This is a genomic window from Lysinibacillus macroides, from assembly GCF_001281525.1.
In the GTDB taxonomy this organism is placed as follows: Bacteria; Bacillota; Bacilli; order Bacillales_A; family Planococcaceae; genus Lysinibacillus; species Lysinibacillus macroides.
Genome location: NZ_LGCI01000010.1, coordinates 174188 through 189102 on the forward strand (window position 1 = coordinate 174188; position 14915 = coordinate 189102).

The 14915-nt window shown below is 33.6% G+C and carries 23 protein-coding genes; 12 read left to right on the forward strand and 11 right to left on the reverse strand.

Going from position 1 to position 14915, the window contains the following annotated elements:
• Positions 1 to 373 precede the first annotated feature (373 nt).
• Positions 374 to 487: a JAB domain-containing protein gene (locus tag ADM90_RS25165; RefSeq protein WP_235473612.1), complete on the reverse strand. Its 114-nt coding sequence runs from the start codon at positions 485 to 487 to the stop codon at positions 374 to 376.
• Positions 488 to 640: 153 nt separating this feature from the next.
• Between ADM90_RS25165 and ADM90_RS15670 the strand changes: the two genes are divergently transcribed.
• Both ADM90_RS15670 and ADM90_RS24325 read left to right on the forward strand, forming a co-directional pair.
• The gene (locus ADM90_RS15670; RefSeq protein WP_053995882.1) at positions 641 to 1189 is read left to right on the forward strand and encodes a hypothetical protein; all 549 of its coding nucleotides are present in this window, start codon (positions 641 to 643) and stop codon (positions 1187 to 1189) included.
• A gap of 88 nt (positions 1190 to 1277) precedes the next feature.
• Positions 1278 to 1451, forward strand: coding sequence for a conjugal transfer protein (locus ADM90_RS24325; RefSeq protein ID WP_152928055.1), 174 nt, complete (start codon positions 1278 to 1280; stop codon positions 1449 to 1451).
• A 115-nt stretch (positions 1452 to 1566) separates the two neighbouring features.
• On the opposite strand, the gene ADM90_RS15675 is transcribed toward ADM90_RS24325, so the two are convergent.
• Both ADM90_RS15675 and ADM90_RS15680 read right to left on the reverse strand, forming a co-directional pair.
• Positions 1567 to 1749: a hypothetical protein gene (locus ADM90_RS15675; RefSeq protein ID WP_053995883.1), complete on the reverse strand. Its 183-nt coding sequence runs from the start codon at positions 1747 to 1749 to the stop codon at positions 1567 to 1569.
• A gap of 62 nt (positions 1750 to 1811) precedes the next feature.
• The gene (locus tag ADM90_RS15680; RefSeq protein WP_083448580.1) at positions 1812 to 2261 is read right to left on the reverse strand and encodes a JAB domain-containing protein; all 450 of its coding nucleotides are present in this window, start codon (positions 2259 to 2261) and stop codon (positions 1812 to 1814) included.
• A gap of 503 nt (positions 2262 to 2764) precedes the next feature.
• Between ADM90_RS15680 and ADM90_RS15685 the strand changes: the two genes are divergently transcribed.
• From ADM90_RS15685 to ADM90_RS15705, 6 genes are all read left to right on the forward strand, one after another.
• A complete protein-coding gene (locus ADM90_RS15685) occupies positions 2765 to 3130 on the forward strand; it encodes a hypothetical protein (RefSeq protein WP_053995885.1) in 366 nt (121 codons plus the stop codon).
• A gap of 347 nt (positions 3131 to 3477) precedes the next feature.
• The gene (locus ADM90_RS15690; RefSeq protein ID WP_053995886.1) at positions 3478 to 3873 is read left to right on the forward strand and encodes a hypothetical protein; all 396 of its coding nucleotides are present in this window, start codon (positions 3478 to 3480) and stop codon (positions 3871 to 3873) included.
• Positions 3874 to 4598: 725 nt separating this feature from the next.
• Positions 4599 to 4856 carry a DUF6870 family protein gene (locus ADM90_RS15695; protein WP_053995887.1) on the forward strand — a complete coding sequence of 86 codons (258 nt, stop codon included), beginning with the start codon at positions 4599 to 4601 and terminating at the stop codon, positions 4854 to 4856.
• Positions 4857 to 4911: 55 nt separating this feature from the next.
• Positions 4912 to 5058 (forward strand): recombinase family protein, encoded by a 147-nt coding sequence (locus tag ADM90_RS24565; protein ID WP_161804084.1) that lies wholly within the window; start codon positions 4912 to 4914, stop codon positions 5056 to 5058.
• Between the two features lie 11 nt (positions 5059 to 5069).
• The gene (locus ADM90_RS15700) at positions 5070 to 5543 is read left to right on the forward strand and encodes a recombinase zinc beta ribbon domain-containing protein (RefSeq protein WP_053995888.1); all 474 of its coding nucleotides are present in this window, start codon (positions 5070 to 5072) and stop codon (positions 5541 to 5543) included.
• Positions 5544 to 5550: 7 nt separating this feature from the next.
• A complete protein-coding gene (locus ADM90_RS15705) occupies positions 5551 to 5901 on the forward strand; it encodes a hypothetical protein (RefSeq protein WP_053995889.1) in 351 nt (116 codons plus the stop codon).
• On the opposite strand, the gene ADM90_RS24570 is transcribed toward ADM90_RS15705, so the two are convergent.
• The 4 genes from ADM90_RS24570 to ADM90_RS15720 form a co-directional block, all read right to left on the reverse strand.
• The gene (locus ADM90_RS24570) at positions 5894 to 6070 is read right to left on the reverse strand and encodes a hypothetical protein (protein ID WP_161804085.1); all 177 of its coding nucleotides are present in this window, start codon (positions 6068 to 6070) and stop codon (positions 5894 to 5896) included. The two genes, ADM90_RS15705 and ADM90_RS24570, sit on opposite strands and share 8 nt — an antisense overlap.
• Entirely contained in the window at positions 6067 to 6504 is a 438-nt protein-coding gene (locus ADM90_RS15710) for a helix-turn-helix domain-containing protein (RefSeq protein ID WP_053995890.1), read from the reverse strand. Before ADM90_RS15710 ends, ADM90_RS24570 begins: the two co-directional genes overlap by 4 nt.
• A gap of 251 nt (positions 6505 to 6755) precedes the next feature.
• Positions 6756 to 7520 carry a VOC family protein gene (locus ADM90_RS15715; RefSeq protein ID WP_053995891.1) on the reverse strand — a complete coding sequence of 255 codons (765 nt, stop codon included), beginning with the start codon at positions 7518 to 7520 and terminating at the stop codon, positions 6756 to 6758.
• Positions 7521 to 7574: 54 nt separating this feature from the next.
• Positions 7575 to 8120 carry a PadR family transcriptional regulator gene (locus ADM90_RS15720; RefSeq protein ID WP_053995892.1) on the reverse strand — a complete coding sequence of 182 codons (546 nt, stop codon included), beginning with the start codon at positions 8118 to 8120 and terminating at the stop codon, positions 7575 to 7577.
• 638 nt (positions 8121 to 8758) lie between these two features.
• Here ADM90_RS15720 and ADM90_RS15725 point away from each other — a divergent pair.
• The gene (locus ADM90_RS15725; protein WP_053995893.1) at positions 8759 to 9694 is read left to right on the forward strand and encodes an alpha/beta hydrolase; all 936 of its coding nucleotides are present in this window, start codon (positions 8759 to 8761) and stop codon (positions 9692 to 9694) included.
• A 376-nt stretch (positions 9695 to 10070) separates the two neighbouring features.
• The gene (locus tag ADM90_RS15730) at positions 10071 to 10430 is read left to right on the forward strand and encodes a DUF4830 domain-containing protein (RefSeq protein WP_053995894.1); all 360 of its coding nucleotides are present in this window, start codon (positions 10071 to 10073) and stop codon (positions 10428 to 10430) included.
• A gap of 501 nt (positions 10431 to 10931) precedes the next feature.
• Here ADM90_RS15730 and ADM90_RS15735 read toward each other — a convergent pair.
• Positions 10932 to 11318: a hypothetical protein gene (locus ADM90_RS15735; RefSeq protein ID WP_053995895.1), complete on the reverse strand. Its 387-nt coding sequence runs from the start codon at positions 11316 to 11318 to the stop codon at positions 10932 to 10934.
• A 20-nt stretch (positions 11319 to 11338) separates the two neighbouring features.
• Positions 11339 to 11581, reverse strand: a complete 243-nt coding sequence (locus ADM90_RS15740; protein ID WP_053995896.1) for a hypothetical protein — start codon at positions 11579 to 11581, stop codon at positions 11339 to 11341.
• Positions 11582 to 12162: 581 nt separating this feature from the next.
• Between ADM90_RS15740 and ADM90_RS15745 the strand changes: the two genes are divergently transcribed.
• The gene (locus tag ADM90_RS15745; protein ID WP_053995897.1) at positions 12163 to 12456 is read left to right on the forward strand and encodes a GyrI-like domain-containing protein; all 294 of its coding nucleotides are present in this window, start codon (positions 12163 to 12165) and stop codon (positions 12454 to 12456) included.
• A gap of 91 nt (positions 12457 to 12547) precedes the next feature.
• On the opposite strand, the gene ADM90_RS15750 is transcribed toward ADM90_RS15745, so the two are convergent.
• Both ADM90_RS15750 and tnpA read right to left on the reverse strand, forming a co-directional pair.
• A complete protein-coding gene (locus ADM90_RS15750; protein ID WP_053995898.1) occupies positions 12548 to 13624 on the reverse strand; it encodes an RNA-guided endonuclease TnpB family protein in 1077 nt (358 codons plus the stop codon).
• A 4-nt stretch (positions 13625 to 13628) separates the two neighbouring features.
• On the reverse strand, positions 13629 to 14027 hold the full coding sequence (gene tnpA, locus ADM90_RS15755) for an IS200/IS605 family transposase (RefSeq protein WP_053995899.1): 399 nt from the start codon (positions 14025 to 14027) through the stop codon (positions 13629 to 13631).
• 561 nt (positions 14028 to 14588) lie between these two features.
• Here tnpA and ADM90_RS15760 point away from each other — a divergent pair.
• Entirely contained in the window at positions 14589 to 14903 is a 315-nt protein-coding gene (locus tag ADM90_RS15760) for a c-type cytochrome (protein WP_053995900.1), read from the forward strand.
• Positions 14904 to 14915: the final 12 nt, after the last annotated feature.

Genomic DNA, 14915 nt, shown 5'->3' on the forward strand with positions numbered 1-14915 from the left:
GACCACAATGTGCTGTTTTCTGCTGGGCAGGGCTTGCCCTGCCCCAGTGTCAGCCCCTCGTATCTAACAGGGGGGTACAAATACAACAAAAAACAGTTCCTGACAACTGCTCACGCTAGATGGCGCAAGGATTTTGGAGGTATAAAGCAGATGTCAACTATACCTCATTTAGTTGACATCTTTGAATATCTATGAATAAATATACATGATATCGAAAATGAAAGGAAAAGCAACTTGCATACGATGCTTTGCAAAATGAACAAGTGCCATATTTCCACTTGTTAGGCATTTTCAATCAAGTCAACAGATTGTTTATTTGTCTATTAAAAATAGCCTTTTTCTCTTAGTGAGGTAAATTGATTACTTGTTACGATTAAATGTCGATTAATTCCACACCCAGTATTTCACCTGCTTGTTGTAAACGTTTTGTTACCCTAATATCTTCTGGGCTTGACGTACAATTAGCACTCACATGGTTATGTGCCACGATGATGGATGCCCCATTTTACATAATCGCTGTTTTAAAAACTTCTTTCATTTTTCTCAATTTTTGAAAATTATGCAGTAAATATCTTTAATAATTGACGATAATATTCATAGAAGAAGATATGAATATCTCAAGAAAGGAAGTATGATAACATTGAATGTAAATTCTCTTTCTACAGAAAATATACTTTTCACACAAAAACTCCTTCAAGAATTGTCTGAAAACAAAAAATTAAATTTATCAGAAGAACAAAAAACTGCTTTCAAAAATGTATTAACAGATACTCTTTTTAATAGTTCAAATATAAAAAACTTATCTGATATACAAAAACAGTTGTTATTAAAAGAACCTAAGGTATCAAATATATTAGACTTGTACACTGAGAATGGTTTTCTAAATCTATTTGAAACTAAATTAGATAAGGACAGTAATTTATCCACTGTACAGAAGCAACTAATAAATAGTATTGGTTTAACAAGTGAAGGTTCTATCTCGTCCTCAACTAACACTCTTATTGATGCTATAACAAATTCTACATTGAAACAAAATAAAGTAACGGATAAGACACAAGTTGGAAACAACAACGCTGTTAAAGCTAAGGCAAAATTTTCATATCAGCAACAAATCCCGATAAGCATACTTACAAATATGGGAGGTATGGCTTCCAGAATCGAACAAATTAGAACTAATTTCTTTGCATAGTACTTATCCTCTTTGTCTTTGAAGAATCAGAAATTTAACTATCTTCTTCTACTTAAAGTGGCAGTATAACATCGCCCTTTAAAACTTAATACTCTATTTAAGGTCTTGGCACACACTTCTCAATCCGTTTTGTCAACAATCTGGACAGCAAGTACCTGTGTGGGTAACAGTCAAATATTTAGATGAAATCACAAAAGCAACCCAGCTTTCACAATATGAATTAACCTTAGAAAAAGATGCAAATTGGATGATTGTGAAATAAATACATTTGGTTACATCATTTATGTTGTAATGTGATTCACTAAAACACCTAACAAGCACTATCATTGTACTTGTTAGGTGTTTACAATTTTTCTTCAATGAAATACAGATATTCATTATTTATCTTGCGTTTTTGGCACATATTTATTTAGATATCTAGCACCATGATAAGCGGCTAATTCTATATTATTTACTTTTTCAGCAGTATCAAAAATTTTTTGTATATGTTTGACGTTTTGTTCATCAATCACGATATTGCCATCCTTATCCCTTTTATAACCTAATGGTAAATTATTCATGGCTCTATCTCCTTTTCATTTATTTTTATTAGTTCAATTGTAAATGATTCCTTATTTGCATACTAGAAATAACCTCTTTCTTTTAGCGAGGTAAATTTGTTGCTTGTTACGATTAAATGGTCGATTAATTCCACACTCAGTATTTCACCTGCTTGTTGTAAACGTTTTGTTACCCTAATATCTTCTGGGCTTGACGTACAATTAGCACTCACATGGTTATGTGCCACGAGGATAGATGCCGCATTTTGCATAATCACTATTTTAAAGACTTCTCTTGGTGATGTTAGGTTCATATCCAATGTTCCAATATGACAACAATTTAAAAATAATAGCTTGTTTTGAGTGGATAGACAAGCAGCTAATAATATTTTCCTATCCTCATTATCAATGTATTTTATCGCAATACTTGCAAAATCTTCTGGACTTCTGATTTGGTACTCGTTTAAATGTTCTGTAAGATATTTCTTTAGTAACTTGCCTCTTTCTGCCCTTAATCGAATAATTTCATAGATAGGTTAAATGTTTTTTCCTCATTTACCTTAAAAAATAACCTTATTATTTACATTTAAGAAAAATAATTGTTGAAGGTTATGAAGGGAAACCACTGACACCTTTGCAATAGTGAAGGGAGGTGAATGCATGGAACGTATACGTACCAAGTGGCAAGTGTGTTGTACGTTTAATAGTTTCTGTAAGTGAATATTGAAGAATGAAGTTGTCGATATCTATTACCAAAGGCGTAAATAGTAATCACAAGAAACAGCCTATTCTGATCTCACACTACAAAAAAATCAACTTTATATGCTAGACAACTATGACTATAAAAAAACTTTATTAGAATACATACCTCTAATTAATAAAGATTTATTAAAATATATTGTTGAAAAATCACGGTTTCAGTCGTATTTTGTCGGTAAATAAAAACTAATTTACTATTTATTTTTTTGGATAATAATGTATTATATGTATTAAGGTATTATAAAATTGCCTTAAAAATACAAAAGGAGACATAATTATGAAAAAAGTAACAGCAATCTTGTCAGCATTATTTGCCGTATTTATTGTATTTGGGATGATGGAGAAAGCATCAGCATCTGAGTTAGACCAAGAATTAAAGGAAGATTTGCCTTCTAATTTTTTTACAGAAACTTCAATTATTGATGAACATGAACATGAATATGAACACGAACATGATACTTTTGCACATGATAGTGTAATTAAAAGTGAACAAATTACACCTTTTGTTGTGTGTAACCATGTTGGTACTCTAAAACAAACAAAATATATTGGCATTCATAGCAAATGTGGAGGACCTTTATACTATGTATATTGTAAGCCATGTGGTAAATTTACAGGTAAAACCATCTGTCTATGTCCTTAATAGATTCTCATTACGTATAGTATAGCTACTTGCACTACACTTTTACAATTGGCACACTATAATTATAGTGTGTCAATTGTACATTTCCTTCCCCCTGACAAAACAAGTGTGTATTTCAATCTTTCCGTATGTTTGTTATTAAAAGTTTTAAAAAAATAAGAGTTATTGTATTGATATTTTGAAAAAAATATTGTAGTTTCACATGAAATATATCAAATTCTCTTCAATGGTACGGAATGTGAGGTGGATTGTAGTGACGAGTTACATAAAGCTATGGGGAAGTTATAATGAATCTAATGTCAATCGTTCTTAGTTGTACCATGAAAAAATTTATTCGGAGGATTTATATGAACATTAATAATCTTAATACATTAAATACTTTTACAAATAACAAAATGAATAATGTTGTAGTCACTGTTCCAATAAAGACTTCTTTATTTGCAACTGTATTTAATGATTTTTTGAAAGAAAAATCATTAATAATAACTAATTCTAACGATTTGAATTCTTCACTGAAATTACATCTTTCGGAGGATAAAGTTAATGCAACAGTTGAGCTTGAAGACAAGTATTGTTCACTATGTGGTTCTATGATTGAAGATGATGGTAGTTGTCCACTATGTATTGTACCTATGTTTATAACTGGTAACAGCAACCAAACATTTCAAAATCAACATGCTTCACAAGCAAACAATCATTATGCGGAATTTGGAAATAGAATACACAAGCCTTTTAGAAAGTAAAAAAGTGATATTACACATTTTGGGATTTATAGAAAAATTAAACAATTTATTTAAATAGGTGCTTCTTTGTGTCATTATTTAGTTCTAATCAATGTCTGTATTATTAATTACTTCAGCAAGCTTTATGTTTGGGGTATATACATTATAAAGTAATAAAAAAGCTATCTCAATTGTCTATCAAATTGGCTTTTGATGATGGTCTCTTTTATTATAAAAATATACAAGTAGAATATGATAAATTAGATTTTTTATTTCGAATTCCAAAAATTCTGCGCTATAATTTTGGCATTTTATAAAAAAATCTGTTGAAGGTTATGAAGGAGAAAATCAATGACACCCTTGGAAATGGTCATTATTCTCTTTCATTTAAAATATTTATACTATCTTGTTCTTTGACAAAGAAAGCACGAAAGAGAACATCGTGCAGTATATCAAAAAATCAGATAAGTTTTATGAATAGTCAGCTACCAAACAAGTACGCCACGACTCTCGCATGAGAATGAGTGAAATCTACTTTGTCTAACACAATCGTGGTAGATTTGTGAGCCATCACCTATCCATAAGATAATGATACTCCCCTACAGTCACTGTCCGAGCGTTCAAAGCATCACAGGCTATGAGTAGGGCTGGAAGCAATACTTGCAGAGGTTGAAATACCTGTGGAGCTGTACCAACAGCCATCTGATTTTCAATTGCTTACAATGTACATGTAAAGAGGAAAGAACATGGGAGCGTTAAAAGGGCTTGCAGAAGCAAAACACAAAGCGAAAGAAACTCGACCAACACAAGACCTTATAGACATACGACATATCCAAATTCAGCATGACTTACCTGCATTGGAGCGATTAGAAAAATATCTTCAAGACATCCAAAAACCTTACCAATTCTTGTGTGGGAATGTGACAGTTTATATTCGTTTTTTAGAGGATGGAAACGACTTATCTATGCAATTAAAACGCTACTTTTCAAGCTATAATCACTGAAATGATAGGTTACACATGATATAATAAAGATGTGATTATGGAGGATTGGAGGAACATGGTACGAGTTAGAAAAAAGTCAAAAGTTCAGCAACCACGTCAAAAAATTTGGTATGTATATGATGGCATGTGGGCTTTAGGTACAATTCATCGTATCTTAACCAATGAAAAGTACATCGGTACAAGGGCAACAACGAGTAATTAGTTATAAAATTCATGAAAATTACACCACCAGAAGAAGAATGGTTTGTAGTGGAAAACACGCATGAACCAATTATTGAAAAATCTCTCTTTGAACAAGCACAAAATTTACAAAAGCGAGATACTCGTACTGCACCATCTGAAAAGAAAGTCCACCTTTTTTCAGGTTTCCTTCGTTGTCCAGATTGCGGAATGGGCATGACAAGGAAATGCTACCGCAGACAAACAAAGTCTGGATGGAAAGAATATGCCTACTATATTTGTTCTACTTATGCAGTGAAACATAGAGGGAAATGTACTCGACATAGTATGGGTATAGAGGACATCACAGAAGCCGTATTACGGGCGATACAAGCGCAAATCGCACTTGTAGATGGATATGACCACCCTTATCAAACATCCTATTGTGCGGACAAAATCGAAACAATTAGAACAGTTCTACAAAGCGAAACAACAAGAGTTAGAAAAAATAACAGCCGTCACAGATAATCTGTATATGGATTGGAAAACTGGCGATATTACCAAAGCTGACTATTTGCGAATGAAAGCAAAATTTGAGCAGAAAGTGAATGAAGTGACACAGGTGATTACCAACCTCGAAACAGAACTGGCGACTGTTCAAAAAGGTATTGGTGTGAACCATCCCTATCTCCAAACATTTTTAAAGCATAAAAATATTCAAGCACTTGACCGAGGTTTGTTGGTTGAGCTGATTGATACAATTTATATTCATGAGAACAAAGAAATGACAATCCAATTTAATTTTGCAGACCAACATCGACATATGTTGGAATTTATTCAACAAAACAAGAAGCCAATCATGACAATGAAAAACCAAGTCATGTGATTCGCTGACTTGGTTTTCCTTCTTCGCAAATTTGTCTATATATAGATGCGCCATTAACACCAAGGAGAGCAAAAATTTCCCCTTGCTGAACAGCTAATGACAATGGGTGCACAGCCGTTTTCGTGCTATAGATTTTACCTAATCCCTCTACATCAATGGCAATTGTCATTCAGCATCCCCTCTTGTATGCTTATTGACCGTCAGTGCTTGATCGAAAAATTTTTGCGTATAGCTCTCTGGTACAATGGCTAGCCCTCGCTCCTCATCCCCTACAATAATCAGTGAATCGCCTACCTCTATTTTAAATAAATCTCTTGCCTTTTTCGGAATAACGATTTGCCCTCTCTCCCCTACAACTGCAACACCGAATAAATGCTTGCCCTTCGGTGGAATCCCTAGCCCCATATCACTTTGATAATTGACTAAGTCATCTAATGTGACCTGATATAATCGGGCTAATGCTATGCAGCTTTCGATATCAGGCGTTGATTCACCCTTCTCCCATTTCGCCACAGCCTGACGCGATACATTGATTTTTTCTGCTACGTCCTCTTGCGTATAGTGATGGTGCTTTCTTAATTCCTTTAAATTCATACATATCATCTTTTTCATCTCCTTAAACTTATTATTACGAATGGCTGCTAGATCGTCTATCAACAAACCATAACATCCATGTTAAGATTCATTGCTTTTTCGCTTTATATACTTTGACTTTCCGAAAATAGAAAAATCCCGAATAGGTCCACTTTTTTAAGTGCCCACTATTCGGGGGTTCGTTCAGGTTTGATCAAAAGGCAGTTATGGTATTTTCTGTAATGGAAATACTACGCTTTAATTAAACATTATACCAATCCTTAAAAATTCAATATTCTTAGGTTTTCTATCAGTAACGGCGGCAGTATTTTACCCTTAGAATCAAGTAACACACGTGTTTCAATCGTATCGCTATTATAAAAATGGATTGATTGACCATTCTTAAGTGGAATATCAAGTTGATTGGAATTTTTACTAATGCAGTAGAACACTTTTTTTAACCATTCGAAGTCTCGACATGTAAACGGTCCGTAAAATTCGACGGACTTTATTCCATTGATACCCTTATTTTCACTATTTGGTACCATTCGCTTGCGCATTTTCTTTTCAATTTGTGGCGTATCGACTTGCTGAAACCCTAATTGAAATGGTACTTCGTCAAAATAGGGAAGATATGCATTTTGCCACTTAGCAGAAACGTTAATTAGATTAAAGAAAAAAGGAAAACTAATTCTTTCAGGACCAGATATGCCACGGTCACTCAATAAATCAGTAGTTTCTTCAATATTATTAGTTTTGAGAAATAGTCCAATAACACCTCTGTGACCAGAATTATACTTATCAACCCAGTCTTTGATCCAACCACCACCATCTTTCGATTTAATATGGATAAATTCAAAATATTCATCTCCTATCCATAAGTTCGAAGCTTTAAACCCTTTATTTCCTTTACCTTTTGAGGGTGTATAAGGTAACCCTACCTGATTAACTTCCTCAATAAATTGAACATTTTCTTGATATTTCTGATCAACATTCACCACAATGTGGTCGATAGAAAATGGATTTATGTTAGACGTTTGTACCATACAGTTCCTCCTTATATAGTCAAAGTTGAATATGTTCCTAAAAATAAAACCGATCTAATCGGAATTATTTTCTTTATTAATTACACCAATAACACTTTCGATCAACTGACTTTGCAACTCAATTGTTTTTATCATGTGATTGATCACAATTGAGGATAGTTCAGATAATTCGCCATTCGTTGCAATTTCTTTTTGTTTCTTTCCTGCAATAATTTCTCTTTTTTCTGTGTTTAAAGTGCTCATATTGTTCTTAAGTATTGAAATTGCAGACTGATTATCTAATTGATACGCAAAACCAATCCCCGAATATAGATCTCCATTGTATTGAATAGGTGAGGATAAGGCATCTTTTATAAGGGATAGTTGATAATCTTGTCCCTTTTGGGTAATTTTGTATTCAGAACGTTGCCGATTACCTGTCATTTCAATGCTTGAAATGATGATATATCCCTCCTTTTCTAATTTTTTTATCGCATTATAAATCGAACCCGGTAATACGCCGCTCCATCGTTTGGCATCAGTATTTTCAAGTATTTGCTTCATCTCATAGCCTGACATGGGGCGTTGACTTAATAACTCCAACACCAATAATTTAATCATTTTGTCGCTCCTATATTCAACGTTGAATATATTATCATATAAACTTCCCAAGGATGTCAACACCTTCAATCCTCTTACTTTCTAGCGGAAACAGTAAGAGGATCATTTTTATTTGTTCATTCACAAATCATTGATGTAATTAAGCGTGTAAAAATGGTTGGACTAGTGCAATCGACTGGAAATATTCAGTGTCCAAATATAATTATTTTCTCTTTTAAGAATAGATAGCATATTTTTATAAACAAATACCGAGAATGTGTGAATCGTCTATCTCGATTTTCAATAAGTCTCTTGCCTTTTTCGGAATAACATTTTACCCCCTCTCACCTACAACCGCAATACCGAAAATTACTTGCCCTTCGGCGAAATCCCTAGCTCTATATTAACTCTTTATAAAGAGTGCCCAGTGCCTTTCTATAATTGATTAAATGAATGTTCTTCCACAATAACTCGTCTGAAATGGTAGATGGCAATAGTTATCCAAATGAAGTCAATTGAGGTATTATTAAACTAACTAAACAGGATCATTGACACGTGTTGTAAATTTGTGTTCAACAATTGGGTCAGTATGTATGAATAAGGTAGTGGATAAATTGCTATAAAATAAAAAATATAGGTAAAGGGGATTTAAATGTATTATGCTGATAATCGTTACAGTTATTATTTCGTTTTCTGTGTTGGGTCTTTCTGTGAGCTTTATTAATCACAAAATACAATTGTCAAAGGAAGAAGAGCTATTTGTTTCAACTGGACAACTTGTAGAAGTTAATGGTCATCAAATGCATGTTTATACAGAAGGAAAAGGAGAAGATACGCTTGTTTTTATGTCTGGTGGTGGCACGAGTTCACCTGCATTAGATTTTAAATCACTTTATTCCCTGTTAAGCGATAAATATAAAATTGTTGTTGTTGAAAAGGCAGGCTATGGATTTAGCGAAGTCACAGATACTGATCGAGATATTGATACAATTCTAGCTGAAACAAAGGAAGCTCTTTTAAAATCAGGAATGGAAGGACCCTATATTTTATTTCCTCATTCCATGTCCGGTATTGAAGCCTTGAAATGGGCACAAGACTACCCTGATGAAATAACCGCTATTATTGGATTAGATATGGCTGTTCCAGTTACATATGAAAAATTAAATATCAATATGTTCCTTATTCAATTAGGTGCTTTAGCTGCAAATACTGGCTTAACTAGGTGGATTCCAAATCTATCAGAAAGTTATGCAATAAAATATGGAAATTTAACAGATAAAGAGAAAAAGTTGTATAAAATCATCTTTTATCGAAGAACATTGACTAAAGATATGGTCAATGAAATAAATCATATAAAAGCAAATGCACAAAAAGTAAAAAAAGTCGAAATGCCCGATATTCCAATACTTTTATTTTCATCTAATGGTGAGGGAACTGGTTTTGATAACAAAACTTGGAATGGAATTCACAATGACTTTATTCGTATGATTGATAATGGGAAAGTCATTGAGTTAGATTCATCTCACTATGTTCATAGTATTGACTATGAGCGAATAGCTAAGAACTCAGAAGCGTTTATAGAAAGTTTAAAATAGCTAGTGCTTTAATAGCTCAAAAAGACATAAGCTTGAAATAGAGATGGGGAAATTTCAAAAAAAGTGCGAAGCTCGTCTATTTTAATAACATGGTAATTTTAGAACTTCCATTTGTTGTATTATAGTATGTCCATGATCCATCTGTAATGCCCAGTGTTGAAATTGTAGATTGAGTGTTTATTTCTTCACTTTCGATAACATTTTCAATCAGAATTTATGGTAATGAACCTCAATTTTATGTCCTTCTTCATCTGTTGTAGTAACATACCTATAAACAGTTGGTTCTTCGACTATTGCATTATTTATTGCAGCATATAATTCTTCATCATTAGGAGGTGTCGTTATAAGAACTTTCATACTCCTTGCAAGTTGTCTGTTGATCCTAGCTGCCTGTGCTTCTCAAAATATCGACAAAGAACATCTTGCATATATAGAAAATTTAGGCTGGACGATTCAATCATTTGATTCAACTGAGCAAGTAACACTAGCATTAGCACCTGAAACGATCGCAAACTACGAAGAAGCTACTATCACTTTTATAGAAGAGTATATCGGGAAAGAAGTAACTATAACAAGCTATACATTAAAGGAAAAAGATCCTGAAAACGATCAGCTCCTTGTATACATCTATGAGCATCAAGGAGAAATCATTGGCACTATCGGAAAAATACAGAATGCTACACCAGGTATATTTAACCCTGCCAATAAAGCAGGGCTAGAAATACAATTTTTTTAAAAAAGGGTGCAGGAATGAAAAAATTGGTATTACCCACTTTGCTTATTGCTTTTTTGAATGGCTTCTTGGTAATCTAGCGGGAAAAGTGATTATGGTCGGAGAACAATACGCCATGATGCCACGAGTGGAGCGAAGATAATATTGACATAAAAAGCTTGGGTTCTTCAGATATAAACGAATTAGCGGATGAATTTCCAATGTTAGAGGTAGAAAAAGAGGTAAGTTTAAAGTTTAACATTGACCAAAATCCTTTGTCTATTACTGTGATTCAATAGCATGAGGACGGTTCAAGTGATGTTGTTGAAATGGACAATCATCAACTAACAATGCCAACGAAAGAAGGCTATTATATTTATGAACTTTAAACAATAAAAGAATCTTTTATTTTTGATGTTGATGTCAAGTAAACTGCCGTAATTGCCAGGGTAGTAATAATTTATTGTGAATAGTTATATATAGAAGCTAGGGCTGACCAAAAGTATGATCTTTTTGGTCAGCCCTTTAAAATGTTGCGTTAGAAGGAACTTTAATCAGCACATAGCGCGATGTCCACATCTCTGTACTAACAATTAAACGCTCACCATTTTTTTCAAAGAAAAGACCGCTACCATTCTTCTCGTTGAATTCCCATCCATTACGACTAATGAATTGCTTGATCGTTTCATCTGCTGCTAACATACCCTTTTCAGGATTCTTTGTCATATACCAAGTTACATTGGAATTAGTTCCGATTTCTACAATCTTTTGGTTGGATGTCTTTAGTTTTTGAAGCGCTTCTTTTGATGTTAGAGCATCTAGTGGAAGCGCAGGGTAATACCATTTATTAACAAACCCTAAGGTTATAACACCCACTATAAGAATTAGTAGCACTACCCCAACTTTTTTCAACTTCACTCACCCCATTGTTTCTATTTCAAATCACGCCATATTATTACCTTCTTTTCTAAAAACCAAAAAGCCATTGTTAGCATCAATAAGAACAACGGTATAAAACCAATAGATTGCCAAGCATTATTTGCACCCCAAAAATAAGCTGCAACAGGTATGCATGTAATTGTACTAATAAGCATAAATATCCATGAACACTTCACAACGGCTAAAACAAGGGCAAAAATAGCAACAACGAAAGACATACTCCACAGTAATAGCATATATAGTCCTCCTCTCATCAGTTATTTAAAAGCCCAATAAACGCAGGAAAAACTTGATGTTTTAATACATAGTATAAGGAATCTGTATACAAAAGCCCTCTTTCAGCCGAAATATCATTCTTTAATCCAAGAATTCCGCTTGATAAATCACTTCAAGTTTAAATAAAGGTTCTTCCCTCTGCATGATTTTTTGTGGATACACTAGGCTTCTTTAATGATAGTTATTTTAGCAGTATCGTCGTACGTATACCTGACTCTGTTGTAAACTGAAATTTTTCTGCTGGCTGTTCTTCTTCATTACAGTTAATAAAAAAGATAGCAACAACTTCACAAGTGATATTCTTGTCATAATGATTTCCATGAGTTCTATTGATCCTTCATACAAATCAGACATAATTTTTGTTAAAATATTACAAATTTAACTTTTTTCAAAAGATAACTTCACTACATTTAGCAAATTGACTATCTATTTATGCGTCCTTGTCAATAAATTTAAAAAATTCAATTGTTATTTATTTTAAAGCATTATACGATGTTTGTAGACATCGATGTACTAAATCAAAGGAGATTTTTATTTATAGATGAAAATTGAACAAATGCCAAATCTGAATACTATATTTATGCGAAGAACTGGTGCTTATGGTATTGAAAATACAAAATTAATGGCATCTTTTAAAAAATGGCTAGTATCTAATGATCTTTTACATGATGACTCTGTTATTTTAGGTATTGCACAAGATCATCCATTATTCATAAAGCCTGAAGATTGTCGTTATGATGTAGCGCTTATCGTATTAGATGCTAATAGAATTAGTGATACAAATATTATGAATGGCCTATTGAGACTCCCACAGCTAAAACAATGGGATTCTTGAGTGACTAAGCGTTCGCAGTCCATTTCTGTTTTAAACAGTCCTCAAGATGAGGGTATCTCATTACCCCTCATAGGGCAGAACATCTAGTTCCCTATGCTGATTGACTTTTACCATCAACCACAGGTGCAAAGCGAATATTCATAGCACCAATTATATCTCTATGCTTCTCGAATCCACATTTACACTTGTATTTTCTATCTTGTGCCTTGTTCTTCTCTGAACATTTCGGGCATGTTTGACTTGTATATGCAGGATTTACGTATTCAACTTTAATTCCTTCTAACCTTGCTTTGTATTCAATAAATTGAGATAGTCGATAGAATGACCATGTATGCAAATTCTTTTCGTTTTTACGACTGGTTCTTGTCGTCTGTCTAATATTCGCTAATTGTTCTAAACGAATGACAGAAATTTTATTCTCTTTCGCAAAATCAACAATTGCACGACTCGCTTTATGGTCTTGGTCTTGCATCCAACGTTGTTCCTTGTTGTTCAACTTACAAATAGCAGTTACCTTTTTCTTTTCCCCTAATTCTTTACGAACTGAACGGAATTTTCTTTTCTTGAATTTGTTTTGTCTGCCATTACCAAAAAATCGTACCTTCTCATCGTCTGTTACAGCAACAGCAGGTACTTTTAGTCCTAAATCAACACCCATTACTCTTACTCCTGGTTTTTGAACAGTAGGAATGGTCACAGAAATTTGTGCTATCCATTTATCCGACTTTTTTGTGATACGCAGTGTGCCTAACTTATGTTTAAGCAAATCAAGATTTCGGTGACCTTTATCAACCAATAAAGCACGAATAGGCGTTTTCTTGGTTTTGCCGTCAGTCATGATAGGCAAGGAGATATGAGTGGAATCAAAAGAGTAGTTTTGATTGTTCCAGATGCACATAGGCTTCTTTAGAACTGGAACTGTTTCGAATTTTGTTTTTTTCGCCTTCCTGAAAACACTTTTTGCCTCTTTAATTGCTTGGTTTTTTACTGCACTTGGCAAAGATACATGAAGGTTTTTACTTGTTTTCTTAGTGCTTTTCTTTTCTTTTACCATTTCAAATACAAGGTCATTGATTGTTGAAATGTATATTTTACTCATTTCAGTTAAAGTCAAAGCCTGTTCTTTTGTAGGCAACAATTTTATTTTGACAGTGATTGGTTGCGACATGATTTCACCCCCTTGTTTTCTGTTGCTCTACATAGCGTTTGATGGTTTGACTCGATACATTTCCAGCGGTAGAAACAAAATAAGAACGTGTCCATAAACTTGGCAAGTGTTGTAGGTGAGGAAATTCTTCACGCAACTGTTTAGATGTCACTCCTTTGATTTTTGCCATGATGTTTGCAGGACTTAATGTAGGTAGTGCATTTAGAAATAGGTGGGCATGGTCTTTGTCACATTCTAAGGCTACCACTTTTATTTTTAAAGATTCACATATTTCGTGTACCATTTCTTTAAATCTCTGTTCTATTTTGTCATCAAGAAATATCTTTCTTCTGTATCGAGGGCAAAACACAAAATGATAATTAATCAATGATACGGTTGTATTTGTTCTTCTGTATTCTTCCATAACCAAATTGTATCAATTAACAAAATAAACTGCAACAAATGTATAAAAATATAGTTAGTGAAAATTTCGGTCAATTGAGATAGCAAAAGCTATCCCTTGACCGACCTCACTATCATCCCATATCTAAAGACGATGGGCTTTCCCGTTCGGTAAATCTGTAAAGTTTGATATCGAGGGACAAGTGACAGGGTTCACTACCAATACGCTGTTATTGCTTAAAGAGGTGGAAAATTGTGTAGTTGTAGATATGCAATTTAAAAATAATGTATAGAAAAGCGTTAATTATTGCAAATCAGCGCTCTTTTCATTATTTTCTGTAAAATAAAGAGAAGAGTTATCATAATTTCTATCAAAACAGTCTTAATACAGTAGGATTATAATGATATGCCGTTTTTTAAGTACCTCAACTTGTTACTTGGCTTGTATTAAATATTTTATAGAACACTTTAGGATTTGGAAACAAAAATGCAAACTACTGAAATTGAACAAATACAATATTTATTATACAATGTAATTACTCAATCTGACCGCTCGAAAGAATAGATGTTGGGAGGGGAAACATTGAAACAATATGTAAAGTTTTTCATAGTCATAGGTACAATATCAGCAACCCTATTAACCGCTTGTAGCAGCAATGAACAGCAGGCTGAGCTCGACGCAGATTTAGTAGCAGAAGGTGAAAAAATTGCAAAATCTAGCTGTATCGGCTGCCATGCTGCTGATTTATCAGGCGATATGGGACCGAATTTACGTCAGCTAAAGCTATCAAAAGAGGAAATTGTGGAAGTGCTTGAAAAAGGGAGAGGCTCCATGCCACCAGCCACTGCAAAGGGGCATGAAGAAGCAGTTGCTGAGTATTTGTTGTCATTACAATAGTAAAAAAGGCTG

What these genes read in the sequence shown, in the direction of transcription:
- ADM90_RS15690 (WP_053995886.1), top strand. Translation starts at nt 3,478, where the DNA reads ATGAACATTAATAATCTTAATACATTAAATACTTTTACAAATAACAAA.
- ADM90_RS15740 (WP_053995896.1), bottom strand. Translation starts at nt 11,581, where the DNA reads ATGCTATTACTGTGGAGTATGTCTTTCGTTGTTGCTATTTTTGCCCTT.
- ADM90_RS24570 (WP_161804085.1), bottom strand. Translation starts at nt 6,070, where the DNA reads ATGACAATTGCCATTGATGTAGAGGGATTAGGTAAAATCTATAGCACG.
- tnpA (WP_053995899.1), bottom strand. Translation starts at nt 14,027, where the DNA reads ATGGAAGAATACAGAAGAACAAATACAACCGTATCATTGATTAATTAT.
- ADM90_RS24565 (WP_161804084.1), top strand. Translation starts at nt 4,912, where the DNA reads ATGGTACGAGTTAGAAAAAAGTCAAAAGTTCAGCAACCACGTCAAAAA.
- ADM90_RS15725 (WP_053995893.1), top strand. Translation starts at nt 8,759, where the DNA reads ATGCTGATAATCGTTACAGTTATTATTTCGTTTTCTGTGTTGGGTCTT.
- ADM90_RS15685 (WP_053995885.1), top strand. Translation starts at nt 2,765, where the DNA reads ATGAAAAAAGTAACAGCAATCTTGTCAGCATTATTTGCCGTATTTATT.
- ADM90_RS15745 (WP_053995897.1), top strand. Translation starts at nt 12,163, where the DNA reads ATGAAAATTGAACAAATGCCAAATCTGAATACTATATTTATGCGAAGA.
- ADM90_RS15720 (WP_053995892.1), bottom strand. Translation starts at nt 8,120, where the DNA reads ATGATTAAATTATTGGTGTTGGAGTTATTAAGTCAACGCCCCATGTCA.
- ADM90_RS15675 (WP_053995883.1), bottom strand. Translation starts at nt 1,749, where the DNA reads ATGAATAATTTACCATTAGGTTATAAAAGGGATAAGGATGGCAATATC.
- ADM90_RS15700 (WP_053995888.1), top strand. Translation starts at nt 5,070, where the DNA reads ATGAAAATTACACCACCAGAAGAAGAATGGTTTGTAGTGGAAAACACG.
- ADM90_RS15705 (WP_053995889.1), top strand. Translation starts at nt 5,551, where the DNA reads ATGGATTGGAAAACTGGCGATATTACCAAAGCTGACTATTTGCGAATG.
- ADM90_RS15695 (WP_053995887.1), top strand. Translation starts at nt 4,599, where the DNA reads ATGGGAGCGTTAAAAGGGCTTGCAGAAGCAAAACACAAAGCGAAAGAA.
- ADM90_RS15710 (WP_053995890.1), bottom strand. Translation starts at nt 6,504, where the DNA reads ATGATATGTATGAATTTAAAGGAATTAAGAAAGCACCATCACTATACG.
- ADM90_RS15750 (WP_053995898.1), bottom strand. Translation starts at nt 13,624, where the DNA reads ATGTCGCAACCAATCACTGTCAAAATAAAATTGTTGCCTACAAAAGAA.
- ADM90_RS15715 (WP_053995891.1), bottom strand. Translation starts at nt 7,520, where the DNA reads ATGGTACAAACGTCTAACATAAATCCATTTTCTATCGACCACATTGTG.